This window comes from Pseudomonas aeruginosa (genome assembly GCF_001457615.1).
Lineage (GTDB): Bacteria > Pseudomonadota > Gammaproteobacteria > Pseudomonadales > Pseudomonadaceae > Pseudomonas > Pseudomonas aeruginosa.
In genome coordinates this window covers 685,551-709,525 of the sequence record NZ_LN831024.1, presented here as the reverse complement: position 1 = coordinate 709,525, position 23,975 = coordinate 685,551, and the positions used below count along the sequence as shown (strand labels likewise).

Here is a 23,975-nt window from a genome sequence, read left to right as displayed (position 1 = left end):
TGGCGTCTCCGACGGGAGCAGCCGGAAAATCTTGCAGACCCCTTGGCCTGCATTGCCCACTCGGGGCACTTTCACGTCGTGGGTGGAACGCCCGAGGCGAGTCCACCCAGAACGGAAAAAGGCCGGTGGCAAAAGCCACCAGCCATCAGCCTTTCGCTTGACGCTCGGGCTGTAGACGCAAGGTCGTCGCTTACTTGAGCTCGACTTTGGCGCCTGCTTCTTCCAGGGCTTTCTTGGCGGCTTCGGCTTCTTCTTTCGAAGCGCCTTCCTTCACCACGCCCGGAGCGCCGTCTACGACGGCCTTGGCTTCTTTCAGACCCAGACCGGTCAGTTCGCGAACGACCTTGATCACGTTCACTTTCTTGTCGCCAGCTTCGGCCAGGACGATGGTGAACTCGGTCTGCTCTTCGGCAGCGGCAGCAGCCGGGCCAGCAGCGGCAACGGTAGCGGCAGCAGCGGTAACGCCGAACTTCTCTTCCATCGCCTTGATCAGTTCGACCACTTGCATGACGGACATTTCGGATACGGCGTTGATGATGTCTTCGTTGGTCAGAGCCATGACTCTAATTCCTGTATTGGGGGACGGCCTGCGGCCATCGTATTAAACAAATAAGATTGAAAGCGCTTGCGAGCCGACTTAGGCGGCAGCAGCTTCTTTCTGGTCGCGAATGGCCGCCAGAGTACGAGCCAGCTTGCTGGTAGCGCCCTGAATCACGCTCATCAGCTGCGATACGGCTTCGTCGTAGGTCGGCAGGCTTGCCAGTACGTCGATCTGATTGGCTGCGAGGAACTGACCCTCGAAGGCAGCCGCCTTGATCTCGAACTTGTCCTGACCCTTGGCGAACTCACGGAAGATACGAGCGGCAGCGCCCGGATGTTCGTTGGAGAAAGCGATCAGGGTCGGGCCTTTGAACACGTCGTTGAGCACGTCGAACTGGGTGCCTTCAACGGCGCGCTTGAGCAGGGTGTTACGTACGACTTTCACGTACACACCAGCTTCGCGGGCCTCTTTACGGAGTCCGGTCATGGCGCCTACGGTCACGCCACGGGCATCGGCCACGACAGCGGACAGGGCAGCTTTGGCAGCCTCGTTGACTTCAGCGACGATGGCCTTCTTGTCTTCGAGTTTAATTGCCACGGGTTTACTCCTGGATGTTACCGTTTCGTCCAGCCGGGGCCGGACGTCGTTTTGGTGTCTGATTCGGTAACCGAATCGGGAGCACCATCTGCGTAGGCTTGTGGTTTAAGGCTTGCGCCACCTACGGTCTTGGATAGCCCCCGCCAGGCAGGGACCCCAATACCTGTGCAGCGGGCAGAACCCGCTGCACGATTTCACTTAGGCTTCCAGGGAAGCCAGGTCGATCTGCAGGCCCGGACCCATGGTGGTGCTCAGGGTCACGCGCTTGACGTACACGCCTTTCGACGAGGACGGCTTCAGGCGCTTCAGGTCGGCCAGCAGCGCTTCAACGTTCTGCTGCAGCTTGGCCGGCTCGAAATCGACCTTACCGACGGAGCTGTGGATGATGCCGTTCTTGTCGGTACGGAAACGTACCTGACCAGCCTTGGCATTCTTCACGGCGGTAGCGACGTCCGGAGTCACGGTGCCGACTTTCGGGTTCGGCATCAGACCACGCGGGCCGAGGATCTGGCCCAGCTGACCGACGACACGCATGGCATCCGGGGAAGCGATGACGACGTCGTAGTTCAGGTCGCCGCCTTTCATTTCGGCAGCCAGCTCGTCCATACCCACCTTGTCGGCGCCGGCAGCCAGAGCGGCTTCGGCAGCCGGACCCTGGGTGAAGACGGCAACGCGGACGCTCTTGCCGGTGCCGTTCGGCAGGACGGTGGCGCCACGAACGACCTGGTCGGATTTACGCGGATCGACGCCGAGGTTCACGGCAACGTCCACGGACTCCTTGAACTTGATGGTGGACAGCTCGGCCAGCAGCTTGGCGGCCTCTTCGAAGCTGTACTGCTTGCCGGCAACTACTTTCTCGGCAATCGCCTTCTGGCGCTTGGTCAGCTTAGCCATTACACACCCTCCACGTTCAGGCCCATGCTGCGCGCGGAGCCAGCGATGGTACGTACAGCAGCGTCCAGATCAGCAGCGGTCAGGTCAGCCTGCTTGGTCTTGGCGATCTCTTCCAGCTGGGCACGGGTAACGGTGCCGACTTTCTGGGAGTTCGGACGAGCGGAGCCGCTGGTGATGCCAGCTGCTTTTTTCAGCAGGACGGCAGCCGGGGTGCTCTTGGTTTCGAAGGTGAAGCTACGGTCGCTGTAAACGGTGATGATCACAGGAGTCGGCAGGCCCGGCTCTTGGCCTTGGGTCTTGGCGTTGAACGCCTTGCAGAATTCCATGATGTTCACGCCGTGCTGACCCAGGGCAGGGCCGACCGGCGGCGACGGGTTGGCCTGACCGGCCTTTACTTGCAGCTTGATATAAGCCTGGATTTTCTTAGCCATTTGCTACTCCAAATTCGGGTACAAGCGCCTGAAGGCTCCCCGGTTGCTTTCGCGTTTATCCCAGTGACGACAAAACCCCGCAGCCTTGGGCTGCGGGGTGAGGGATGCGTTTTCAGCTAGACCTTTTCGACCTGACTGAACTCCAGCTCCACCGGGGTAGAGCGGCCAAAGATGAGCACGGCCACTTGGATCCGGCTCTTCTCGTAGTTAACTTCTTCGACGACACCATTGAAGTCGGCGAAAGGACCATCGATGACACGAACGGTCTCGCCCGGCTCGAACAGGGTCTTCGGCTTGGGCTTGTCGCCGCTATCGGCCACGCGACGCAGGATTGCATCAGCCTCACGATCTGTGATCGGAGCCGGCTTGTCGGCAGTCCCGCCGATGAAGCCCATGACACGCGGGGTATCCTTCACCAGGTGCCAGGTACCTTCGTTCATTTCCATCTGAACCAGCACATAGCCAGGGAAGAATTTGCGCTCGCTCTTGCGCTTCTGGCCGTTCCGCATCTCCACCACTTCTTCGGTGGGAACCAGAATCTCGCCGAACTCTTCTTCCATGCCAGCAAGCTTGACACGCTCGATCAGCGAGCGCATGACATGCTTCTCGTAGCCCGAGTATGCATGCACAACGTACCAACGCTTAGCCACGGCGCACCCTTAACCTACAATCATGGAAACCAACCAACCCAGCAGGGAATCGAGCCCCCACAGCAGCAGCGCCATTACCAGCACTACCGCGACCACGATCAGCGTGGTCTGAGTTGTTTCTTGACGACTCGGCCATACGACCTTGCGAATCTCGACGCGCGCTTCCTTAGCAAGACTAAAGAAGGCCTGCCCCTTGGCCGTTTGCAGAGCCAGGAAAGCAGCGATCACCGCCAGAACGAGAATACCGAGAACGCGATACAGGATTGGTTGAGCCGAAAAGTACTGATTGCCCACAACGGCAACCACAACCAGAACGGCAACCAAGAGCCATTTCAAGAGATCAAAACGTGATTCTTTGGCTTCTGCCTTGGCATTCATCTGTTAGGAATCTCGTGAAGAAAAGCCAGATTTACTTGGGAAATCTGGCAGGCCAGGAGGGAATCGAACCCCCAACCTGCGGTTTTGGAGACCGCCGCTCTGCCAATTGAGCTACTGGCCTGAAGCAAAATCAGGCCGACCATTATGCCGGCCTGAGAAGGGAAGATCAACCGATATTATTCGATGATCTTGGCAACCACGCCGGCGCCAACGGTACGGCCGCCTTCGCGGATCGCGAAGCGCAGGCCATCTTCCATGGCGATCGGAGCGATCAGGGTGACAACCATCTTGATGTTGTCGCCCGGCATTACCATCTCTACGCCTTCCGGCAGCTCGCAGTTACCGGTCACGTCAGTGGTACGGAAGTAGAACTGCGGACGGTAGCCCTTGAAGAACGGGGTGTGACGACCACCTTCTTCCTTGGACAGCACGTACACTTCGCACTCGAACTTGGTGTGCGGCTTGATGGTGCCCGGCTTGGCCAGTACCTGGCCACGCTCTACGTCTTCACGCTTGGTGCCACGCAGCAGGATACCAACGTTTTCACCAGCACGACCTTCGTCGAGCAGCTTGCGGAACATTTCAACGCCGGTGCAGGTGGTCTTGGTGGTCGCCTTGATGCCGACGATTTCCACTTCTTCCTGGACCTTGATGATGCCACGCTCTACACGACCGGTTACCACGGTACCGCGGCCGGAGATCGAGAACACGTCTTCGATCGGCATTAGGAACGGCTGGTCGATGGCACGAACCGGCTCCGGAATGTAGGAGTCCAGGGTCTCTACCAGCTTCTGCACGGCGCTTACGCCGATGCCGTTGTCATCCTTGCCTTCCAGCGCCATCAGCGCGGAACCGATGATGATCGGAGTGTCGTCGCCCGGGAAGTCGTAGGTGTTCAGCAGATCGCGAACTTCCATCTCGACCAGTTCCAGCAGCTCGGCGTCGTCGACCATGTCGGCCTTGTTCAGGAACACGACGATGTAGGGAACGCCTACCTGGCGGGACAGCAGGATGTGCTCGCGGGTCTGCGGCATGGGGCCGTCGGCAGCCGAGCAAACCAGGATCGCGCCGTCCATCTGGGCAGCACCGGTGATCATGTTCTTCACGTAGTCGGCGTGACCGGGGCAGTCAACGTGAGCGTAGTGACGAACAGCGGAATCGTATTCAACGTGCGAGGTGTTGATGGTGATACCGCGGGCCTTTTCTTCCGGCGCGTTGTCGATCTGATCGAAAGCACGAGCGGAACCACCCCAGGTGTCGGAGCAGACCTTGGTCAGTGCAGCGGTCAGAGTGGTCTTGCCATGGTCAACGTGACCGATGGTGCCGACGTTGACGTGCGGCTTGTTCCGTTCAAATTTTTCTTTAGCCATGGAGACCATCCCCTTCAAGGAATTGAGCGGATCACGCTACCATTAGAACAAGGGCAGATATTTTCATATCTGCCCCTGAATAAATGGAGCTCATGAGCGGATTTGAACCGCTGACCTCACCCTTACCAAGGGTGTGCTCTACCAACTGAGCTACATGAGCGAAACACAAGCAACTTGACTGGAGCGGGTAGCGGGAATCGAACCCGCATCATCAGCTTGGAAGGCTGAGGTTCTACCACTGAACTATACCCGCGGAGCCCGAAGCTCACGCTTTTAAACTGGTGGAGGGAGAAGGATTCGAACCTTCGAAGTCTATGACGTCAGATTTACAGTCTGATCCCTTTGGCCACTCGGGAATCCCTCCAAACTGGTGGGCGGCATTCTCTACGTCTGCCACCTTGCTGTCAAGAGTTTTCTCTTAAAAAACCTGAACTTAGGTTTCAACAGCAACTTCATGGTAGGAGTCTTTCAGCCTTCCCCCTGCGAAGCGGGCGCCATTCTATGCAAACCATCAGGGGGATGCAACACCTTTGCACGACATTATTTGATGCTGCAATCCCTTGAAGTCCCGAGCCAGCTCCTGGAGCAGTTGCTCATCCACCAGACGCCGGCTGCCGGGTGCCACCCTTACCCAGAAATCACGCTGCCCGCGGGGCAATTCCTTCAGCTCCGCCTCGTAACCTGCCGTCTTGAGACGGGCCTGCGCACTTTCAGCCGAATCCCGCGCGGAAAACATCCCCAAAGAAATGCCATTGGCCAGCACTCCCTCGCCAATCAGGTAGCTGTCGATATTGCGCGCCTGAAGCTCCTTCAACTGACGAAGCGCAGCCTCCCGCGAGGCTAGCGGAGGAAGATAGACCCAGTAATCGACGCTCATCTCCCCACGGGCCTCGACCTCCGCCTCGATATCCAGGCCCAGCAGGCGCTGCCGCAACCTTCGGGCATCCGCCTCCTCACCGCCTCCGCCAAGATAGAGACAGGCCGACTCGGATGCGATCGACTCTTCGGCAGCCGGAGGCAAACTCGGCGCCGGCACCTGCGATCCCGAGCGCGCCCTGGAAGCAAGGTTGCTCTCGGCCAACAGCAGAATGTTCTTCTGCCCATCCTTATAGAGTTCCAGCGGTGCGATTTCCTTGGCCCGTAGCGGGGATTGCTGCTGGTGCCAGACGTAGTAGAAGACGTTCAGGGCCAGGAGAAACAGGAAGAACCAGCGCATAGATCCTCTCACTCAATCGGGCAAGCCAGTGCCAGCCCTACGAAAACCAGGTCCGGCATGATCCGGGCGCCAGCCAGTTCGTCGCGAACCAGTTCGGCATCCCCACCCGTCAGGAATATTTCACAATCCGGACCGAGCAGCTCGCACGCCATGGCGTACTGCTCACGAACGAACCCCCTGAGCATGAGCAGACAACCCCGCTCAACCGCCTCGGCCGTGGCCTGCCCTGGCTGGAGACTGGCAAGCGCCCGCCGGGCCTCTGCATCGTCGTAGCGGATACGTCGGGTATGGGTGCGCAACTGGCTTCTCATCAGGGTCATGCCCGGGCATATGTAGCCCCCCAGATGCACTCCATCCGCCGCGACCAGGTCAGAGGTGACCGCGGTCCCCAGATCAATGACCAGGCAGGCCTTCTTAGCCAGGTGATGAGCCGCGACGAGGGCCAGCCAGCGGTCGAGCCCCAGGCGCTGGTAATCGAGATAGCCGTTGCGCACACCCGCCAACTGCTTGCCGGATGATGCAACCAGCGCCGAAACCGGGAACAGCTGCTCCAACCGTGCGACCAGTTGCGAGGTTTCCTGCTCGCTGCGAACGCTCACCAGGCGACAGGCTCGCACTGGCAGCGCTTGCTGCGACGTTAACTGTTCGACCAGGGCATCATCGGACTCCGCAAGGCCACCGGCGACCGACCGCGCCGCCCCCTCGATGACCCGCCACTTGATCAGCGAGTTTCCACAGTCGAGCTCAAGAATCATTGACGCAACCTCAAACTAAGCTCCCCTCCACTGAACCCCTGCTCCACGCCATCCACCTCAAGACGCAGCGCTCCTCGGCTATCGACACCCAGCACACGACCCTCGATGGAACTCAGGGCAGTCGAGAGAATGACCTGGGCACCCTGCCAGAGATTGCAGGACTCCCACTCCTCGCGACTTGCAGCAAAGCCTTCGCGCGAATGCCTATCGAGATAATCAGCCAGCTGCCGATTGAGAGCAGAAAGCAGCCGCGAACGATCCACCAGCTCCCCCAGCGCTTCGCGCAGGGAGGTCCAAGGCTGGCCGATATCAGTGGCGGTCCTCATGTTGACGTTGATCCCTATGCCGATAACGACATGACACAGATCCGCGGGGTCGCCACTCAGCTCCAGGAGAATTCCGGCGATCTTCTTGCCTCCCTGCAGAAGGTCGTTCGGCCACTTCAACCCGGCGTCCCGGACGCCCAAAGACTCCAGGGCCCGGAGCACCGCGAGACCGACAACCAGGCTCAACCCTTCGAGCTCCCGAGCGCCCCCCCTGACAGTAATGGCCAGAGAATAATAGAGGTTCTCTCCATAGGGACTGACCCAGGCTCGGCCGCGACGTCCACGCCCGGCAGTCTGCTGCTCGGCGACGATAACGAAAGGCGTCGAGGCTCCAGCCGCGAGCCTGCGCATGGCCTCGCTATTGGTCGAATCGACGGTGGGCATGATCTCGACCGGCCAGAGGCTGTCGATCTTCCGCGGATCCAGGAGACTGAGGGGACTCGCCAGGCGGTAACCCCGGCCACGCACCTTGTGGAACTGCAGGCCATGTTCAGCCTCCAGGTGCTGCAAGCGTTTCCAGACTGCACTGCGACTGATGCCCAGTACTGCCCCCAACTCCTCACCGGAGTGGAATCGCCCGTCTTGAAGTAGTTTCAGCAAGGTCTGCATAGACGCCCCACACTAGCCAGGCACGCATCATATAGAGGCACTTGCGCTTTGCCTACGAAAAGCCCTGCCGTATAGCTGCCTTTTCCCCGGATTTTCGCAGACTTTTCCGCGCGCAAAAGCAAAACCCCCGGTCATCGCTGACCAGGGGTTTTGGGATAGGAGCTTGACGATGACCTACTCTCACATGGGGAGACCCCACACTACCATCGGCGATGCGTCGTTTCACTTCTGAGTTCGGGAAGGGATCAGGTGGTTCCAACGCTCTATGATCGTCAAGCAATTCGGTTGGATATCCGTTCGCTTGGGCTTACGTCTATCCGGATTCAGGTATGTGATTTCAAGGTGTTTGCGGTTCATGCGAACTTTCGGTTCGTCGACTTCACCTTACAACACACAATCGTCAGATTGTTTGGGTGTTATATGGTCAAGCCTCACGGGCAATTAGTACTGGTTAGCTCAACGCCTCACAACGCTTACACACCCAGCCTATCAACGTCGTAGTCTTCGACGGCCCTTCAGGGGAATCAAGTTCCCAGTGAGATCTCATCTTGAGGCAAGTTTCCCGCTTAGATGCTTTCAGCGGTTATCTTTTCCGAACATAGCTACCCGGCAATGCCACTGGCGTGACAACCGGAACACCAGAGGTTCGTCCACTCCGGTCCTCTCGTACTAGGAGCAGCCCCTCTCAAATCTCAAACGTCCACGGCAGATAGGGACCGAACTGTCTCACGACGTTCTAAACCCAGCTCGCGTACCACTTTAAATGGCGAACAGCCATACCCTTGGGACCGGCTTCAGCCCCAGGATGTGATGAGCCGACATCGAGGTGCCAAACACCGCCGTCGATATGAACTCTTGGGCGGTATCAGCCTGTTATCCCCGGAGTACCTTTTATCCGTTGAGCGATGGCCCTTCCATACAGAACCACCGGATCACTAAGACCTACTTTCGTACCTGCTCGACGTGTCTGTCTCGCAGTCAAGCGCGCTTTTGCCTTTATACTCTGCGACCGATTTCCGACCGGTCTGAGCGCACCTTCGTACTCCTCCGTTACTCTTTAGGAGGAGACCGCCCCAGTCAAACTGCCCACCATACACTGTCCTCGATCCGGATCACGGACCAGAGTTAGAACCTCAAGCATGCCAGGGTGGTATTTCAAGGATGGCTCCACGCGAACTGGCGTCCACGCTTCAAAGCCTCCCACCTATCCTACACAAGCAGGCTCAAAGTCCAGTGCAAAGCTACAGTAAAGGTTCACGGGGTCTTTCCGTCTAGCCGCGGATACACTGCATCTTCACAGCGATTTCAATTTCACTGAGTCTCGGGTGGAGACAGCGCCGCCATCGTTACGCCATTCGTGCAGGTCGGAACTTACCCGACAAGGAATTTCGCTACCTTAGGACCGTTATAGTTACGGCCGCCGTTTACCGGGGCTTCGATCAAGAGCTTCGCTTGCGCTAACCCCATCAATTAACCTTCCGGCACCGGGCAGGCGTCACACCCTATACGTCCACTTTCGTGTTTGCAGAGTGCTGTGTTTTTAATAAACAGTCGCAGCGGCCTGGTATCTTCGACCAGCCAGAGCTTACGGAGTAAATCCTTCACCCTAGCCGGCGCACCTTCTCCCGAAGTTACGGTGCCATTTTGCCTAGTTCCTTCACCCGAGTTCTCTCAAGCGCCTTGGTATTCTCTACCCGACCACCTGTGTCGGTTTGGGGTACGGTTCCTGGTTACCTGAAGCTTAGAAGCTTTTCTTGGAAGCATGGCATCAACCACTTCGTCATCTAAAAGACGACTCGTCATCAGCTCTCGGCCTTGAAACCCCGGATTTACCTAAGATTTCAGCCTACCACCTTAAACTTGGACAACCAACGCCAAGCTGGCCTAGCCTTCTCCGTCCCTCCATCGCAGTAACCAGAAGTACAGGAATATTAACCTGTTTCCCATCGACTACGCTTTTCAGCCTCGCCTTAGGAACCGACTAACCCTGCGTCGATTAACGTTGCGCAGGAACCCTTGGTCTTTCGGCGTGGGTGTTTTTCACACCCATTGTCGTTACTCATGTCAGCATTCGCACTTCTGATACCTCCAGCAAGCTTCTCAACTCACCTTCACAGGCTTACAGAACGCTCCTCTACCGCGTCACTTACGTGACACCCGCAGCTTCGGTGTGTGGTTTGAGCCCCGTTACATCTTCCGCGCAGGCCGACTCGACTAGTGAGCTATTACGCTTTCTTTAAAGGATGGCTGCTTCTAAGCCAACCTCCTAGCTGTCTAAGCCTTCCCACATCGTTTACCACTTAACCACAACTTTGGGACCTTAGCTGGCGGTCTGGGTTGTTTCCCTTTTCACGACGGACGTTAGCACCCGCCGTGTGTCTCCCATGCTCGGCACTTCTGGGTATTCGGAGTTTGCATCGGTTTGGTAAGTCGGGATGACCCCCTAGCCGAAACAGTGCTCTACCCCCCAGAGTGATACATGAGGCGCTACCTAAATAGCTTTCGAGGAGAACCAGCTATCTCCGAGCTTGATTAGCCTTTCACTCCGATCCACAAGTCATCCCCTACCTTTTCAACGGGAGTGGGTTCGGTCCTCCAGTCAGTGTTACCTAACCTTCAACCTGCTCATGGATAGATCGCCCGGTTTCGGGTCTATACCCAGCGACTAAACGCCCTATTAAGACTCGCTTTCGCTACGCCTACCCTATACGGTTAAGCTTGCCACTGAATATAAGTCGCTGACCCATTATACAAAAGGTACGCAGTCACCTAACAAGTAGGCTCCACTGCTTGTACGCATACGGTTTCAGGTTCTATTTCACTCCCCTCTCCGGGGTTCTTTTCGCCTTTCCCTCACGGTACTGGTTCACTATCGGTCAGTCAGTAGTATTTAGCCTTGGAGGATGGTCCCCCCATGTTCAGACAAAGTTTCTCGTGCTCCGTCCTACTCGATTTCACTTCAAAGATCCTTTCGCGTACGGGGCTATCACCCACTATGGCCGCACTTTCCAGAGCGTTCCGCTAAAATCAATGAAGCTTAAGGGCTAATCCCCGTTCGCTCGCCACTACTAAGGGAATCTCGGTTGATTTCTTTTCCTCAGGGTACTTAGATGTTTCAGTTCCCCTGGTTCGCCTCTTGCACCTATGGATTCAGTACAAGATACCTAGGTTATCCTAGGTGGGTTCCCCCATTCAGAGATCTCCGGATCAAAGTCTGTTTGCCGACTCCCGAAGCTTTTCGCAGGCTACCACGTCTTTCATCGCCTCTGACTGCCAAGGCATCCACCGTATGCGCTTCTTCACTTGACCATATAACCCCAAGCAATCTGGTTATACTGTGAAGACGACATTCGCCGAAAATTCGCGCTTGAACTCGCAAATTTTACCTTGACTTGAATGATCACCAGTGAAAGAGATCATTCAGTCTTACTTCTATCACATACCCGAATTTTTAAAGAACAGTTCTGGTGCAAAGACCAGAAATCAATGTTCATCTACGAACATTCATTTCTGAGCTTTCGACGATTGTTTTAGATGGTGGAGCCAAGGAGGATCGAACTCCTGACCTCCTGCGTGCAAAGCAGGCGCTCTCCCAGCTGAGCTATGGCCCCGTATCGGATCACGCAGCACACCAACAATTGGTGGGTCTGGGCAGATTCGAACTGCCGACCTCACCCTTATCAGGGGTGCGCTCTAACCAACTGAGCTACAGACCCAATCGTCTAACCAGTGAATCAAGCAATTCGTGTGGGAGCTTATGAAGAAGCTGAGATCTTCGATTAAGGAGGTGATCCAGCCGCAGGTTCCCCTACGGCTACCTTGTTACGACTTCACCCCAGTCATGAATCACTCCGTGGTAACCGTCCCCCTTGCGGTTAGACTAGCTACTTCTGGAGCAACCCACTCCCATGGTGTGACGGGCGGTGTGTACAAGGCCCGGGAACGTATTCACCGTGACATTCTGATTCACGATTACTAGCGATTCCGACTTCACGCAGTCGAGTTGCAGACTGCGATCCGGACTACGATCGGTTTTATGGGATTAGCTCCACCTCGCGGCTTGGCAACCCTTTGTACCGACCATTGTAGCACGTGTGTAGCCCTGGCCGTAAGGGCCATGATGACTTGACGTCATCCCCACCTTCCTCCGGTTTGTCACCGGCAGTCTCCTTAGAGTGCCCACCCGAGGTGCTGGTAACTAAGGACAAGGGTTGCGCTCGTTACGGGACTTAACCCAACATCTCACGACACGAGCTGACGACAGCCATGCAGCACCTGTGTCTGAGTTCCCGAAGGCACCAATCCATCTCTGGAAAGTTCTCAGCATGTCAAGGCCAGGTAAGGTTCTTCGCGTTGCTTCGAATTAAACCACATGCTCCACCGCTTGTGCGGGCCCCCGTCAATTCATTTGAGTTTTAACCTTGCGGCCGTACTCCCCAGGCGGTCGACTTATCGCGTTAGCTGCGCCACTAAGATCTCAAGGATCCCAACGGCTAGTCGACATCGTTTACGGCGTGGACTACCAGGGTATCTAATCCTGTTTGCTCCCCACGCTTTCGCACCTCAGTGTCAGTATCAGTCCAGGTGGTCGCCTTCGCCACTGGTGTTCCTTCCTATATCTACGCATTTCACCGCTACACAGGAAATTCCACCACCCTCTACCGTACTCTAGCTCAGTAGTTTTGGATGCAGTTCCCAGGTTGAGCCCGGGGATTTCACATCCAACTTGCTGAACCACCTACGCGCGCTTTACGCCCAGTAATTCCGATTAACGCTTGCACCCTTCGTATTACCGCGGCTGCTGGCACGAAGTTAGCCGGTGCTTATTCTGTTGGTAACGTCAAAACAGCAAGGTATTAACTTACTGCCCTTCCTCCCAACTTAAAGTGCTTTACAATCCGAAGACCTTCTTCACACACGCGGCATGGCTGGATCAGGCTTTCGCCCATTGTCCAATATTCCCCACTGCTGCCTCCCGTAGGAGTCTGGACCGTGTCTCAGTTCCAGTGTGACTGATCATCCTCTCAGACCAGTTACGGATCGTCGCCTTGGTAGGCCTTTACCCCACCAACTAGCTAATCCGACCTAGGCTCATCTGATAGCGTGAGGTCCGAAGATCCCCCACTTTCTCCCTCAGGACGTATGCGGTATTAGCGCCCGTTTCCGGACGTTATCCCCCACTACCAGGCAGATTCCTAGGCATTACTCACCCGTCCGCCGCTGAATCCAGGAGCAAGCTCCCTTCATCCGCTCGACTTGCATGTGTTAGGCCTGCCGCCAGCGTTCAATCTGAGCCATGATCAAACTCTTCAGTTCAATACTGCTTGGGTTTTGAGAAAACCCTAAACTTGGCTCAGCAATCGCATTCTCTTAAAAAGAGATAAAACTCTCGAATTCACGAGTGTTACTTGCGTTGCTGATAATCTTGCGATCACCAGTCTTACATCACAAGCACCCACACGAATTGCTTGATTCGACTTGTTAAAGAGCAGTTGGTCAAGGCTTTCGTCTCAACCGAGGCCGCGCATTCTACAGCAACCTCTCGTTCCGTCAAGCGTTATTTTCGAAAATTTTCTTTTCTACTCAACCGCTTGCGCCGACCTTCAAACCATCTTCCGATCAGCGGGAGGCGCATTCTACAGCGTTCAAATTCGCTGTCAAGCACCTCGGTGAAGCTTCGTTTCGAGCCCCTTTCGGGACCGAACCGCTGCGGCGAACAACCTGCCGGAGCGCTTCACCACCCCTGGGAGAGAATCCGTAAATCCTTGATTTACAAGCATTTACTCTTCGTCGTCGCCGGGAGTGGTGCGCATTATAGGGAGATAGAAACTGGCGTCAACACTTATTTGAAAGAATTATTCAGCCTTCAGCGTGATGCGCGCGAAAGCCTTCTTCCCTGCCTGGAACACACGGGTCTCACCCAGCGCCAGCATGAAGGTGCGGTCGACGACCTGCCCATCCACCTTGACGCTGCCGGCACCCAGGAGATCGCGAGCCGCAGCCGCATTCTTCACCAACCCCGCCTTATTAAGGACAGAGGCAACGGGCATATCCTCGGGGGACGACAGCTCGATCTCCGGCAGGTCTTCCGGCAGCTCGCCATCCTTCAGGCGATTGCCGGCCGACTTGTGTGCGCTCGCCGCCGCCTCCTCGCCATGGAAGCGGGCGACGATCTCCTCGGCCAGCTTGATCTTGATGTCACGCGGGTTGGCGCCCGCCTCGACGTCCTTGCGGAAGCTATCGATCTCATCCAGGGAACGGAAGCTGAGCAGTTCGAAGTAACGCCACATCAGCGTGTCAGGAATGGAGACCAGCTTGCTGTACATGACACCCGGCGCTTCCTGGATACCAATATAGTTGCCCAGCGACTTGGACATCTTCTTCACGCCATCCAGCCCTTCCAGCAACGGCATGGTCAGGATCACCTGGGCCTCCTGGCCATAGGCACGCTGCAGCTCGCGCCCCATCAGCAGGTTGAACTTCTGGTCGGTGCCACCCAACTCGACGTCCGCCTTCAGCGCGACGGAGTCATAGCCCTGGACCAGCGGATAGAGGAACTCATGGATAGCGATGGGCTGATTGCTGGCATAGCGCTTGCTAAAGTCATCGCGCTCCAGCATCCGCGCAACGGTGTACTGAGAGGCAAGACGAATGAAGTCAGCCGGGGTCAGTTGGTCCATCCAGGTGGAATTGAAGGCTACTTCGGTCTTGGCCGGGTCGAGGATCTTGAAGACCTGGGACTTGTACGTCTCCGCATTCTCCAGAACCTGCTCGCGCGTCAGGGGAGGACGGGTAACACTTTTCCCACTGGGGTCACCAATCATCCCAGTGAAGTCGCCGATGAGGAAGATCACCTGATGCCCCAGGTCCTGGAACTGGCGCAGCTTATTAATAAGCACGGTATGGCCAAGATGCAGATCGGGAGCGGTCGGGTCGAAGCCGGCCTTGATCCGCAAGGGCTGGCCACGCTTCAGCTTGGCCACCAGTTCCGCCTCTACCAGGATCTCGTCTGCACCGCGCTGGATCAGCGCCAGCTGCTCTTCAACCGACTTCATTTACAGGTTCTGCCCAATTGCCAAAATCGAAAGGGAACCAACCATACAAGATCGCAGACTAAAAACAAATTTTGCCGACCGTCAGGGGGACGGAGCCAGGCCAGACGCGACTTTTGGCTTGATTCAAGGAGATTTTGGTTATATTTTAGGCAGTTATTTATTCACAATCCAAAAACACCAATCACGCCATGACGCAATCCGATCAGAAAGCGCCGCCGTATTACCCGAAAAGCCACTTGTTGGCCGCCAGCGGTGTTGCAGCGCTCCTCAGTTTGGCACTACTGGTGTTCCCCTCGAGCGAAGTCGAGGCCAAGAGGACCACGCTCAATCTGGAGCTTGAAAGCAACACCGATCGCCTCCTTCAGGAGAAAGACGACCTCCTGCCGCAATCGGTCACCAATTCCAGCGACGAAGGCACGCCTTTCGCTCAGGTAGAAGGCGCCTCCGACGACAACACCGCCGAGCAAGACTCGGACAAACCGGGCACATCTGTAGCCGATGCCGACACCAAGCCCGTCGATCCCGAGTGGAAGACCATCACCGTCGCCAGTGGCGATACGCTGTCGACCGTATTCACCAAGGCAGGCCTTTCCACCTCGGCCATGCACGACATGCTGACCAGCAGCAAGGATGCCAAGCGCTTCACCCATCTGAAGGTCGGCCAGGAGGTCAAGCTCAAGCTCGACCCCAAAGGAGAGCTGCAGGCGCTGCGAGTCAAGCAGAGCGAACTCGAGACCATCGGCCTGGACAAGACCGACAAGGGCTACTCCTTCAAACGCGAGAAGGCCCAGATCGACCTGCATACCGCCTATGCCCATGGCCGCATCACCAGCTCGCTGTTCGTTGCCGGTCGTAACGCCGGCCTGCCCTATAACCTGGTCACGTCGCTGTCGAACATCTTCGGCTACGACATCGACTTCGCCCTCGATCTGCGTGAAGGCGACGAGTTCGACGTGATCTACGAACAACACAAGGTCAACGGCAAGCAAGTGGCGACCGGCAATATCCTCGCCGCCCGCTTCGTCAACCGTGGCAAGACCTACACCGCCGTGCGCTATACCAACAAGCAGGGCAATACCAGCTACTACCGCGCCGACGGCTCCAGCATGCGCAAGGCATTCATCCGTACGCCGGTGGATTTCGCCCGCATCAGCTCGCGCTTCTCCCTGGGCCGCCGCCACCCGATCCTGAACAAGATCCGCGCGCACAAGGGCGTCGACTACGCTGCCCCCATCGGCACACCGATCAAGGCCACCGGAGACGGCAAGATCCTCGAAGCCGGACGCAAGGGGGGCTACGGCAACGCCGTGGTGATCCAGCACGGCCAGCGCTATCGGACCATCTACGGACACATGAGCCGCTTCGCCAAGGGTATCCGCGCCGGTACCAGCGTGAAGCAGGGCCAGATCATCGGTTACGTGGGCATGACGGGCCTGGCCACCGGCCCGCACCTGCACTACGAGTTCCAGATCAATGGCCGTCACGTCGATCCGCTGAGTGCCAAGCTGCCCATGGCGGACCCGCTCGGTGGCGCAGATCGCAAGCGCTTCATTGCGCAGACCCAGCCGATGATCGCGCGCATGGATCAGGAGAAGAAAACCCTCCTGGCCCTGAACAAGCAGCGCTGATCGTGCCGCGCTACCTGGGGTTGATGTCCGGAACCAGCCTGGACGGCATGGACATCGTCCTGATCGAGCAAGGTGATCGCACCACCTTGCTCGCTTCCCATTACCTACCCATGCCGGCCGGGCTGCGCGAAGACATCCTCGCCCTGTGCGTCCCCGGACCCGATGAAATCGCCCGCGCCGCCGAAGTCGAGCAACGCTGGGTCGCCCTTGCAGCACAGGGCGTGCGCGAACTGCTGCTCCAGCAGCAGATGAGCCCCGACGGAGTCCGTGCCATCGGCAGTCACGGTCAAACCATCCGGCATGAACCCGCTCGCCACTTCACGGTGCAGATCGGCAACCCCGCCCTGCTGGCGGAGCTGACCGGCATCGATGTCGTCGCCGACTTCCGCCGCCGCGACGTCGCAGCCGGCGGCCAGGGCGCCCCGCTGGTACCGGCCTTCCATCAGGCGCTGTTTGGCGATGATGACGCCTCCAGGGCGGTCCTGAACATCGGTGGCTTCAGCAACGTTTCGCTGCTCAGCCCCGGAAAGCCGGTACGCGGCTTCGACTGCGGCCCGGGCAACGTGCTGATGGACGCCTGGATTCATCACCAGCGCGGCGAACATTTCGACCGGGACGGTGCGTGGGCCGCCAGCGGCCAGGTGAACCACGCACTGCTGGCAAGCCTGCTGGCGGATGAATTCTTCGCCGCGCGTGGCCCCAAGAGTACCGGGCGCGAGCGCTTCAACCTGCCCTGGCTGCAGGAGCACCTGGCTCGTCACCCTGCCTTGCCGGCAGCGGATATCCAGGCAACCCTGCTGGAACTGAGCGCGCGCAGCATCAGCGAATCGCTGCTGGACGCCCAGCCGGACTGCGAAGAGGTGCTGGTATGCGGCGGCGGCGCCTTCAATACGGCGCTGATGAAGCGCCTGGCCATGCTGATGCCCGAAGCTCGGGTCGCCAGTACCGACGAATACGGCATTCCCCCTGCCTGGATGGAGGGCATGGCATTCGCCTGGCTAGCCCATCGGTTTCTCGAGCGCCTGCCCGGCAACTGCCCTGATGTGACCGGTGCGCTCGGTCCCAGAACTCTGGGCGCGCTGTATCCCGCCTGAAACGAAAACGCCGCGCATATAAGCGCGGCGTTTTCGTAGCGGCCCCATCGACGTCAGATCGAGAACGACTGTCCGCAACCGCAAGTCGTGGCGGCGTTCGGGTTCTTGATGACGAACCTCGAACCTTCCAGGCCTTCCTGGTAGTCGACTTCCGAGCCCGCCAGGTACTGGAAGCTCATCGGGTCCACCACCAGGCCCACGCCATCGCGCTCGATCACGGTATCGTCATCGGCGATATCTTCGTCGAAGGTGAAGCCATACTGGAAGCCCGAGCAACCGCCGCCGGTGACGAATACACGCAGTTTCAGGCGAGGATTGCCCTCTTCGTCAATCAACGTCTTCACCTTGTTGGCTGCGCCTGGGGTAAAGAGCAGGGGCGTAGGGGTGAAGGTCTCGATGCTCATGTTTCCGAATCTCCCGGCTTGAGGCCGTGCGTTACAACATTACGCCCATTATCCTCTTGTCCCAGAAAAATGGTCAACTAATCCACAGTTTCCACGCTGGCAGGCAGTTCCAGCGGGCGCGGACTGGCCTCGGTCATCGGGCACAGGCGGCCCTCGATCTGGGCCCCCATGGCGGTTTCGATCAGCCCATAGTGAAGATTGCCCTTCACCCGGGCCTGGGCCCCCAGCTCCAGGCGTTCGATGGCATGGATGTCGCCATCCACCTGACCGTCGATGATCACATGGGGGGCCCGGATTTCGCCATCGACTCGACCGCCGGCGCTGACCCGCACCAGCCCTTCGTGCGCCTGCAACGCTCCGCGGACGGTGCCGTCGATCTGCACCGCGCCCTTGAGGTTCATGTCACCGACCAGTTCGGCGCCGCTGGCGATCAGGCTGGTCTGCCCGGTGAAACGCTGGACGTCGGCCCGGCCTTTGTTCTTGCTCCACATAATGCTCACTCACTGCTTCGGCCAATCGAAACGGCGCTGTAGCGGTTTGGACTGGCCATTCAGCTCCGCACGTACGTCGATCAGCTTCGGGATGAAGTTCTTCGGCAGCTCCAGCTCGGCGAAACGCCCCCCTTCTGGGATCGACTGGAAATGCCGGAGGGAAATCGACAGCCCTGTCTTGCCCAGTTCCGGCGAGAGCTGTTCGAGGTCGTAGGTAGCGTCCTTGCGCGCCAGCTTGCCGCTGATGCGGACTTTCAGCCGCCCATCCAGCTTGCGGTCGTCCCTGCCCAGGCGGCTGAGCATCACCTTATAGCGGAAGCGCTGCGGGTCGTCCGTGCCCTGCACCTCAAAGGCACGGATTTCCAGCGCATCCGCCTTGCTGGCCGGCGCGACTACCCCCTTGTAGAACGCGATGTCCTGTTGCTGCTTGAACACCTGGTCCTCAAGCAGCTTGATGGTCTGCCGGCTCTGTTCGGTGGCCTGCTGGCTGAGGCGTTCTCCGCTGCGCAACACCTCGATTTCGGTACGCAGGCGCTCCAGCTCGGCCTTCTGCTCGCCGATCAGGGTTTCCTGGCGTTGCGCATCGGCCTCGCTGCGAGCGGCGTCCGCCCCGGTCGACCAGCGACCGCCGAGAAACGCCAGCGGAACCGCCAGCAGCAGCGCACCCACCCCGAGGCGGACCAGCCAGGCCCGCCGTGGATCACGGAACTGGAGTTCCCAGCCGGACATCAGGGGAGCAGGGCCGCATGCGAGAGGCCCAGGCGCTCGTCCAGCCCGAACAGGATGTTCATGTTCTGGAGCGCCTGACCCGAGGCGCCCTTGACCAGGTTGTCGATCACCGACAGCACCACCACCAGGTCGCCGCCCTGGGGGCGATGCACGGCGATTCGGCAGACATTGGCGCCACGCACGCTACGGGTCTCCGGATGGCTGCCGGCCGGCATCACGTCGACGAAGGGTTCGTCGGCGTAGCGCTTCTCGAACAGCGCCTGGAGGTCGACCGAGCGATCCGCGACATGGGCATAGAGGGTTGCATGGATACCGCGGATCATTGGCGTCAGGTGCGGTACGAACGTCAGCCCGACGTCGCCGCCGGAGGCCCGACGCAGGCCCTGGCTGATTTCCGGGAGATGCCGATGCCCCTTGACCGCGTAGGCCATCATGCTTTCGCCCGCCTCGCAGAACAGCGAGCCAACCTTGGCGCCCCGACCGGCGCCGCTGACCCCGGACTTGCAATCGGCGATCAGCCGCGAGGCGTCGGCCAGGCCGGCCTCCAGCAGCGGGATCAGGCCCAGTTGGGTCGCGGTCGGGTAGCAACCCGGCACGGCGATCAGGCGGGCCTGGCGGATCTTCTCGCGGTTCACTTCCGGCAGGCCGTAGACAGCCTCGTCGAGCAGCGCCGGAGCGCCATGCGGCTGGCCGTACCAGCGCGCCCACTCCTCGGCGTCCGCCAGGCGGAAGTCAGCGGACAGATCGATGACCCGGGTCCCCGCGTCCAGCAGTTCGCCAGCCAGCGCGTGCGCCACGCCGTGCGGCGTGGCGAAGAACACCACGTCGCAGGCGCCGAGGCGCTGCGCGTCCGGCACGCTGAACTGCAGGTCGTCATAATGACCTCGCAGGTTCGGGTACATGTCGGCGACCTTCACCCCCGCCTCGGAACGCGAAGTGATCACTTCCACCCGGGCCTGCGGATGCTGCGCCAGCAGGCGCAGCAGTTCCACGCCCGTATAACCCGTACCGCCAACGATGCCGACCTTGATCATCTGTCCATCACTCCGCGCGCTGAGGCAAGCTAGCCAAAAGAGACCAATGATAAGAGCCGAGCGCCGGCATGAACAGCGCTGGGCGTCCGGCTTTGCGACCGGTTCGGCCCTTCGGTCGGCAGTCTAGCCCCCGGGGTCGTCGGGCAGAAATTGCTGCGAGGCCCTATCCGAATGTTCCTACCTGTTATGCGGCCATATCTGCCGGCAAATCAGACAGCGGCAAGCCGCCAGGGTGACGCGTTCCAGCCATCCCTCTACTATCGGGGCACCGTGATCAAGAGGATGTCCTGATGTACCTGTGGCTCAAAGCCTTCCATATCATCGCCGTGGTCTGCTGGTTCGCCGGCCTGTTCTACCTGCCGCGCCTGTTCGTCTACCACGCCATGAGCGAGGACCAGACCAGCCGGGAACGCTTCTGCGTCATGGAGCGCAAGCTCTACCGAGGGATCATGATGCCCTCGATGCTCGCCACCCTGGTCCTTGGCCTCTGGATGCTCTATCTCACCCCCGGCTGGCTGAGCCAAGGCTGGCTGCACGCCAAGCTGACCCTGGTGGTCCTGCTCATCGGCTACCACCACGCCTGCGGCGCCATGCTCAAGCGCTTCGCCCGCGGCGAGCCGGGGCGCAGCCATGTGTTCTACCGCTGGTTCAACGAAGTGCCTGTACTGTTCCTGCTGCTGATCGTCCTACTGGTGGTGCTCAAACCTTTCTGACCCAGGAGTCCTGTCCATGTCCTTGCCCGCCCTGCTCGACCAACGCCTGCGACTGCCGATGGTGGCCGCGCCGATGTTCCTGGTATCCAACCCGCAGTTGGTGCTGGCCTGCTGCCGCAGCGGCATCGTCGGCAGCTTCCCGGCGCTCAACCAGCGCGAGAGCAGCGGCTTCGAGGGATGGCTGGAGGAAATCGGGGCCGGCCTGCAGGCGCTGGACAATCCCGCGCCCTATGCGGTGAACCTGATCGTCCACAACACCAATCCGCGGTTGCAGGCCGACCTGCGGATCTGCGTCGAGCACCGCGTACCGATCGTCATCACCAGCCTCGGCGCAGTGCGCGAAGTGGTAGACGCTGTGCATAGCTACGGCGGCCTGGTGTTCCACGACGTCACCACCCGCCGCCACGCCGAAAAAGCCGCCGAGGCCGGGGTTGACGGCCTGATCGCGGTGGCGGCCGGCGCGGGCGGGCACGCCGGGACCTGGAGCCCTTTCGCGCTGGTCGCGGAAATCCGCCAGTTCTTCGACAAGACCCTGCTGTTGGCCGGCTGCATCAACCACGGCCACGAGATTCTCGCCGCACAGATGCTCGGCGCCGACCTGGCCTATCTCGGCACTCGCTTCATCGCCACCCGCGAGAGCAATGCCTCCGACGCCTACAAGCAGATGATCCTGGAGGCACGCGCCGCCGACATCGTGCACACCCCGGCGGTGTCCGGCGTACCGGCCAGCTTCATGCGGCAAAGCCTGGAGGCCGCCGGCTACGATCTGAAGCGCCTGACCGACAAGGCAGACATGAACTACGGCGAGAAACTCAAGCCGGTGAACGACGAGGCCAAGGCCTGGAAGACCGTGTGGTCCGCCGGCCAGGGCGCGGGCAACATAGACGACTTGCCCGGCGTCGACGAGTTGGTCGCCCGCCTCGACCGGGAATATCGCGCCGCCCTGCGGAACATGGATCGCCTGGCCAACCGCTGGCCGCGCTGAAACCGCCGGGTCACGGCGCCCCGGCTTGTGCGGGAGTTCTCATCTCGCGCTTGTGGGCGCCAAGGCCGCCGATTAGGCTGTCGGCTGCATTTCTCTCACCCCAGCTGACAAGGATGCCTGCATGACCGACCAACGCTTCAAGATCGTCTTCTCCGGCGAGCTGATGCCCGACGCATCGCTCGAAACCGTGAAGGACAATCTCGCCCGCCTGTTCAAGAGCGAACCGGGCAAGATCGACGCCCTCTTCGGCGGTCGCCCGGTGGTGCTGAAACGCGAACTTCCAGAGGCCGAGGCGGAGCGTTACCTGACCGCCTTGCGCCAGGCCGGCGCCAATGCCTACAAGGAAGTCGACCTGGCGGCCAGCCTGAGCCTAGTGGAAACGCCCGATCACAACCCCCAGGTCGCGGAGGAAACCCCGGCGCAAGACCTGCCTCCCATGACCTGCCCGAAATGCGGCCATGAACAGCCCAGCGGAGCGGAATGTTCGGCCTGCGGCGTCATCATCGAGAAGTACCTGGCACGCCAGGCGCAGCTCGGCGAAAACGCCGCGCCTGCGGCCACCGCGGCTGCGGGCGCGTCTCCCTACACACCACCCAGCGCCCAGGTCGGCGACGCCCTCCCCGAGTTCGGCGAGCTGAACGTGTTCACCACCAACGGCCGGATCGGACGCCTGCGCTATCTCGGCTGGTCGATGGCGATGACGCTGTGCTTCCTGGTCATCATGGGCCTGGGCTTCCTGCTCGGCGAAACCGTCGGCGTGGCCGTCACCGCCCTGGCCTCAATCGCCTTCATCGTCATCGCCGTGATGATCGGCGTGCAGCGCCTGCATGACCTCGGCTGGTCGGGCTGGCTCTGGCTGCTCAACTTCGTCCCCTTCGTCGGCAGCGTGTTCGGCATCCTGATGCTGGTCCTGCCCGGCAGCACCGGCGCCAACCGCTACGGTCCGCCGCCGCCGGCGAACAGCACCGGGGTGAAAGTCCTGGCCAGTCTGATCATCCTGCTGCCGATAGTCGGTATCATCGCCGCCATCGCCCTGCCGTCCTACCAGGGTTACCTGGAGCGAGCGAACTATGACGGCGGCGCCAGCGCTCCAGCCGACCCGTACACCACCGACGAGCAGGCCGCCGCAGCGGCGGCCGAAGCCGATGAAGCCGCCACGGCGGCGGCAGAGGCCATGGAAGACGACGACCAACAGTAGCCACGCAACCCCTCGCGACGGGCGGGGTCCAATTCCCCGTCCGTTTCGGAGAAGTCTCGAATGCCCCGTTATGCCCTGATCACCGGCGCTTCCAGCGGTATCGGCCTGGCCCTAGCCGAAGCCCTGGCCCGGCGCGGTCGCGCCCTGATCCTGGTGGCGCGCCAGCGCGACGCGCTGGAGAGCATCGCCTATGAGCTGGCGCAGCGTTTCGGCGTGGAAGTGCTGTTCCGCACCTGCGATCTTTCCGAGCCGCTGCAACTGTCAGGGTTGTTGCACGAACTGGAACAGGGCGAACGACAGATCGACCTGCTGGTTAACAATGCCGGGATCGGTACCTCCGGCCCCTTCATCGACCAGGAATGGGCGCGGGAACAGGAACTGATCGAACTCAACATCCTGGCCCTGGCCCGCCTTTGCCACTCCCTCGGCGCCCGCATGGTGGCACAGGGCGGTGGCCAGATACTCAATATCGCCTCGGTGGCCGCCTTCCAGCCCGGCGCCTGGATGAGCAACTACTACGCCAGCAAGGCCTACGTCCTGCACTTCTCGGAAGGCTTGCGGGAAGAACTGAAAGAGCGCGGCGTCAAGGTCTCGGTGCTGTGCCCTGGGCCAACCCGCACGGCATTCTTCCGGGAAGCCGGGATGCGGCTCGGCAGGCTCGACCGGAGCAAGCTGATGATGACCCCGGAGGAAGTCGCGCTGCTGGCCCTGCGCGGGCTGGACAAGAACCGCGCCCTGATCGTCCCCGGTTGGCGCAATCGCCTGCTGGCGCTGAGCCCACGCCTGGCGCCACGCTGGCTGGTGCGCCGACTCGCCGCGCGGATCAACGCCTCGGCGGTACCCTCCGCCCCACGGGGTTGACCGGCCTCTCCTCGCA

21 protein-coding genes, 6 tRNA genes and 3 rRNA genes are annotated in these 23,975 nt (G+C 59.8%); 6 read left to right on the top strand and 24 right to left on the bottom strand.

Going from position 1 to position 23,975, the window contains the following annotated elements; translation table 11 throughout:
* Positions 1-190 precede the first annotated feature (190 nt).
* The 20 genes from rplL to tyrS all read right to left on the bottom strand — a co-directional run bounded on the left by rplL (position 191) and on the right by tyrS (position 14,822).
* Positions 191-559, bottom strand: a complete 369-nt coding sequence (gene rplL, locus AT700_RS03355) for a 50S ribosomal protein L7/L12 (protein WP_003093747.1) — start codon at positions 557-559, stop codon at positions 191-193.
* 78 nt (positions 560-637) lie between these two features.
* The gene (rplJ, locus tag AT700_RS03350; protein ID WP_003093748.1) at positions 638-1,138 is read right to left on the bottom strand and encodes a 50S ribosomal protein L10; all 501 of its coding nucleotides are present in this window, start codon (positions 1,136-1,138) and stop codon (positions 638-640) included.
* Positions 1,139-1,336: 198 nt separating this feature from the next.
* Complete coding sequence (rplA, locus tag AT700_RS03345) at positions 1,337-2,032, bottom strand: 50S ribosomal protein L1 (RefSeq protein WP_003093749.1); 696 nt, start codon at positions 2,030-2,032, stop codon at positions 1,337-1,339.
* Entirely contained in the window at positions 2,032-2,463 is a 432-nt protein-coding gene (gene rplK / locus AT700_RS03340) for a 50S ribosomal protein L11 (RefSeq protein ID WP_003093751.1), read from the bottom strand. The genes rplA and rplK overlap by 1 nt, the downstream gene beginning before the upstream one ends.
* A gap of 116 nt (positions 2,464-2,579) precedes the next feature.
* Positions 2,580-3,113 (bottom strand): transcription termination/antitermination protein NusG, encoded by a 534-nt coding sequence (nusG, locus tag AT700_RS03335; protein ID WP_003108028.1) that lies wholly within the window; start codon positions 3,111-3,113, stop codon positions 2,580-2,582.
* Between the two features lie 9 nt (positions 3,114-3,122).
* A complete protein-coding gene (gene secE, locus AT700_RS03330) occupies positions 3,123-3,491 on the bottom strand; it encodes a preprotein translocase subunit SecE (RefSeq protein WP_003108030.1) in 369 nt (122 codons plus the stop codon).
* Positions 3,492-3,536: 45 nt separating this feature from the next.
* Positions 3,537-3,612, bottom strand: a tRNA-Trp gene (locus tag AT700_RS03325).
* Positions 3,613-3,667: 55 nt separating this feature from the next.
* Positions 3,668-4,861 (bottom strand): elongation factor Tu, encoded by a 1,194-nt coding sequence (gene tuf, locus AT700_RS03320; RefSeq protein WP_003115146.1) that lies wholly within the window; start codon positions 4,859-4,861, stop codon positions 3,668-3,670.
* 84 nt (positions 4,862-4,945) lie between these two features.
* Positions 4,946-5,021, bottom strand: a tRNA-Thr gene (locus AT700_RS03315).
* A 19-nt stretch (positions 5,022-5,040) separates the two neighbouring features.
* Positions 5,041-5,114: transfer RNA gene (locus AT700_RS03310), tRNA-Gly, on the bottom strand.
* 26 nt (positions 5,115-5,140) lie between these two features.
* Positions 5,141-5,225, bottom strand: a tRNA-Tyr gene (locus AT700_RS03305).
* A 147-nt stretch (positions 5,226-5,372) separates the two neighbouring features.
* Positions 5,373-6,077 carry an SPOR domain-containing protein gene (locus AT700_RS03300; protein WP_014602447.1) on the bottom strand — a complete coding sequence of 235 codons (705 nt, stop codon included), beginning with the start codon at positions 6,075-6,077 and terminating at the stop codon, positions 5,373-5,375.
* A gap of 8 nt (positions 6,078-6,085) precedes the next feature.
* The gene (locus tag AT700_RS03295; RefSeq protein ID WP_003093768.1) at positions 6,086-6,832 is read right to left on the bottom strand and encodes a pantothenate kinase; all 747 of its coding nucleotides are present in this window, start codon (positions 6,830-6,832) and stop codon (positions 6,086-6,088) included.
* Positions 6,829-7,767, bottom strand: a complete 939-nt coding sequence (birA, locus tag AT700_RS03290; RefSeq protein ID WP_014602446.1) for a bifunctional biotin--[acetyl-CoA-carboxylase] ligase/biotin operon repressor BirA — start codon at positions 7,765-7,767, stop codon at positions 6,829-6,831. The genes AT700_RS03295 and birA overlap by 4 nt, the downstream gene beginning before the upstream one ends.
* A 161-nt stretch (positions 7,768-7,928) precedes the next feature.
* Positions 7,929-8,044: ribosomal RNA gene (rrf, locus tag AT700_RS03285) — 5S ribosomal RNA — on the bottom strand.
* A 143-nt stretch (positions 8,045-8,187) separates the two neighbouring features.
* Positions 8,188-11,076, bottom strand: a 23S ribosomal RNA gene (locus AT700_RS03280).
* Between the two features lie 226 nt (positions 11,077-11,302).
* Positions 11,303-11,378 (bottom strand) — tRNA-Ala (locus AT700_RS03275).
* Between the two features lie 28 nt (positions 11,379-11,406).
* Positions 11,407-11,483: transfer RNA gene (locus AT700_RS03270), tRNA-Ile, on the bottom strand.
* Positions 11,484-11,547: 64 nt separating this feature from the next.
* Positions 11,548-13,083 (bottom strand): 16S ribosomal RNA (locus tag AT700_RS03265).
* Together the 16S, 23S and 5S rRNA genes with 2 tRNA genes alongside form the textbook arrangement of a ribosomal RNA operon.
* 539 nt (positions 13,084-13,622) lie before the next feature.
* Positions 13,623-14,822: a tyrosine--tRNA ligase gene (gene tyrS / locus AT700_RS03260; RefSeq protein WP_003101660.1), complete on the bottom strand. Its 1,200-nt coding sequence runs from the start codon at positions 14,820-14,822 to the stop codon at positions 13,623-13,625.
* A gap of 188 nt (positions 14,823-15,010) precedes the next feature.
* Here tyrS and AT700_RS03255 point away from each other — a divergent pair, with 188 nt between their 5' ends.
* On the top strand, positions 15,011-16,450 hold the full coding sequence (locus AT700_RS03255) for a peptidoglycan DD-metalloendopeptidase family protein (protein ID WP_023081591.1): 1,440 nt from the start codon (positions 15,011-15,013) through the stop codon (positions 16,448-16,450).
* Positions 16,451-16,452: 2 nt separating this feature from the next.
* Positions 16,453-17,544: an anhydro-N-acetylmuramic acid kinase gene (locus AT700_RS03250; RefSeq protein WP_048520740.1), complete on the top strand. Its 1,092-nt coding sequence runs from the start codon at positions 16,453-16,455 to the stop codon at positions 17,542-17,544.
* 53 nt (positions 17,545-17,597) lie between these two features.
* On the opposite strand, the gene erpA is transcribed toward AT700_RS03250, so the two are convergent.
* The 4 genes from erpA to argC form a co-directional block, all read right to left on the bottom strand.
* Entirely contained in the window at positions 17,598-17,948 is a 351-nt protein-coding gene (gene erpA, locus AT700_RS03245) for an iron-sulfur cluster insertion protein ErpA (protein ID WP_003085254.1), read from the bottom strand.
* Positions 17,949-18,025: 77 nt separating this feature from the next.
* Positions 18,026-18,448, bottom strand: coding sequence for a bactofilin family protein (locus AT700_RS03240; RefSeq protein ID WP_003120826.1), 423 nt, complete (start codon positions 18,446-18,448; stop codon positions 18,026-18,028).
* A complete protein-coding gene (locus AT700_RS03235) occupies positions 18,449-19,168 on the bottom strand; it encodes a DUF6776 family protein (protein WP_003085249.1) in 720 nt (239 codons plus the stop codon).
* The gene (argC, locus tag AT700_RS03230) at positions 19,168-20,202 is read right to left on the bottom strand and encodes an N-acetyl-gamma-glutamyl-phosphate reductase (RefSeq protein WP_003113169.1); all 1,035 of its coding nucleotides are present in this window, start codon (positions 20,200-20,202) and stop codon (positions 19,168-19,170) included. Before argC ends, AT700_RS03235 begins: the two co-directional genes overlap by 1 nt.
* A gap of 290 nt (positions 20,203-20,492) precedes the next feature.
* Between argC and hemJ the strand changes: the two genes are divergently transcribed.
* The 4 genes from hemJ to AT700_RS03210 all read left to right on the top strand — a co-directional run bounded on the left by hemJ (position 20,493) and on the right by AT700_RS03210 (position 23,959).
* Complete coding sequence (gene hemJ, locus AT700_RS03225; protein ID WP_003085245.1) at positions 20,493-20,915, top strand: protoporphyrinogen oxidase HemJ; 423 nt, start codon at positions 20,493-20,495, stop codon at positions 20,913-20,915.
* A gap of 16 nt (positions 20,916-20,931) precedes the next feature.
* Complete coding sequence (locus AT700_RS03220; RefSeq protein WP_003117983.1) at positions 20,932-21,900, top strand: NAD(P)H-dependent flavin oxidoreductase; 969 nt, start codon at positions 20,932-20,934, stop codon at positions 21,898-21,900.
* A gap of 121 nt (positions 21,901-22,021) precedes the next feature.
* Positions 22,022-23,098, top strand: coding sequence for a DUF805 domain-containing protein (locus tag AT700_RS03215; RefSeq protein ID WP_003459458.1), 1,077 nt, complete (start codon positions 22,022-22,024; stop codon positions 23,096-23,098).
* A 60-nt stretch (positions 23,099-23,158) separates the two neighbouring features.
* A complete protein-coding gene (locus AT700_RS03210) occupies positions 23,159-23,959 on the top strand; it encodes an SDR family NAD(P)-dependent oxidoreductase (protein ID WP_003142814.1) in 801 nt (266 codons plus the stop codon).
* Positions 23,960-23,975 lie beyond the last annotated feature (16 nt).

Coding starts and splice junctions, on each gene's coding strand:
- rplL (WP_003093747.1), bottom strand. CDS start 559: ATGGCTCTGACCAACGAAGACATCATCAACGCCGTATCCGAAATGTCC.
- rplA (WP_003093749.1), bottom strand. CDS start 2,032: ATGGCTAAGCTGACCAAGCGCCAGAAGGCGATTGCCGAGAAAGTAGTT.
- rplK (WP_003093751.1), bottom strand. CDS start 2,463: ATGGCTAAGAAAATCCAGGCTTATATCAAGCTGCAAGTAAAGGCCGGT.
- secE (WP_003108030.1), bottom strand. CDS start 3,491: ATGAATGCCAAGGCAGAAGCCAAAGAATCACGTTTTGATCTCTTGAAA.
- tuf (WP_003115146.1), bottom strand. CDS start 4,861: ATGGCTAAAGAAAAATTTGAACGGAACAAGCCGCACGTCAACGTCGGC.
- AT700_RS03300 (WP_014602447.1), bottom strand. CDS start 6,077: ATGCGCTGGTTCTTCCTGTTTCTCCTGGCCCTGAACGTCTTCTACTAC.
- AT700_RS03295 (WP_003093768.1), bottom strand. CDS start 6,832: ATGATTCTTGAGCTCGACTGTGGAAACTCGCTGATCAAGTGGCGGGTC.
- birA (WP_014602446.1), bottom strand. CDS start 7,767: ATGCAGACCTTGCTGAAACTACTTCAAGACGGGCGATTCCACTCCGGT.
- tyrS (WP_003101660.1), bottom strand. CDS start 14,822: ATGAAGTCGGTTGAAGAGCAGCTGGCGCTGATCCAGCGCGGTGCAGAC.
- AT700_RS03255 (WP_023081591.1), top strand. CDS start 15,011: ATGACGCAATCCGATCAGAAAGCGCCGCCGTATTACCCGAAAAGCCAC.
- erpA (WP_003085254.1), bottom strand. CDS start 17,948: ATGAGCATCGAGACCTTCACCCCTACGCCCCTGCTCTTTACCCCAGGC.
- AT700_RS03235 (WP_003085249.1), bottom strand. CDS start 19,168: ATGTCCGGCTGGGAACTCCAGTTCCGTGATCCACGGCGGGCCTGGCTG.
- argC (WP_003113169.1), bottom strand. CDS start 20,202: ATGATCAAGGTCGGCATCGTTGGCGGTACGGGTTATACGGGCGTGGAA.
- hemJ (WP_003085245.1), top strand. CDS start 20,493: ATGTACCTGTGGCTCAAAGCCTTCCATATCATCGCCGTGGTCTGCTGG.
- AT700_RS03220 (WP_003117983.1), top strand. CDS start 20,932: ATGTCCTTGCCCGCCCTGCTCGACCAACGCCTGCGACTGCCGATGGTG.
- AT700_RS03215 (WP_003459458.1), top strand. CDS start 22,022: ATGACCGACCAACGCTTCAAGATCGTCTTCTCCGGCGAGCTGATGCCC.
- AT700_RS03210 (WP_003142814.1), top strand. CDS start 23,159: ATGCCCCGTTATGCCCTGATCACCGGCGCTTCCAGCGGTATCGGCCTG.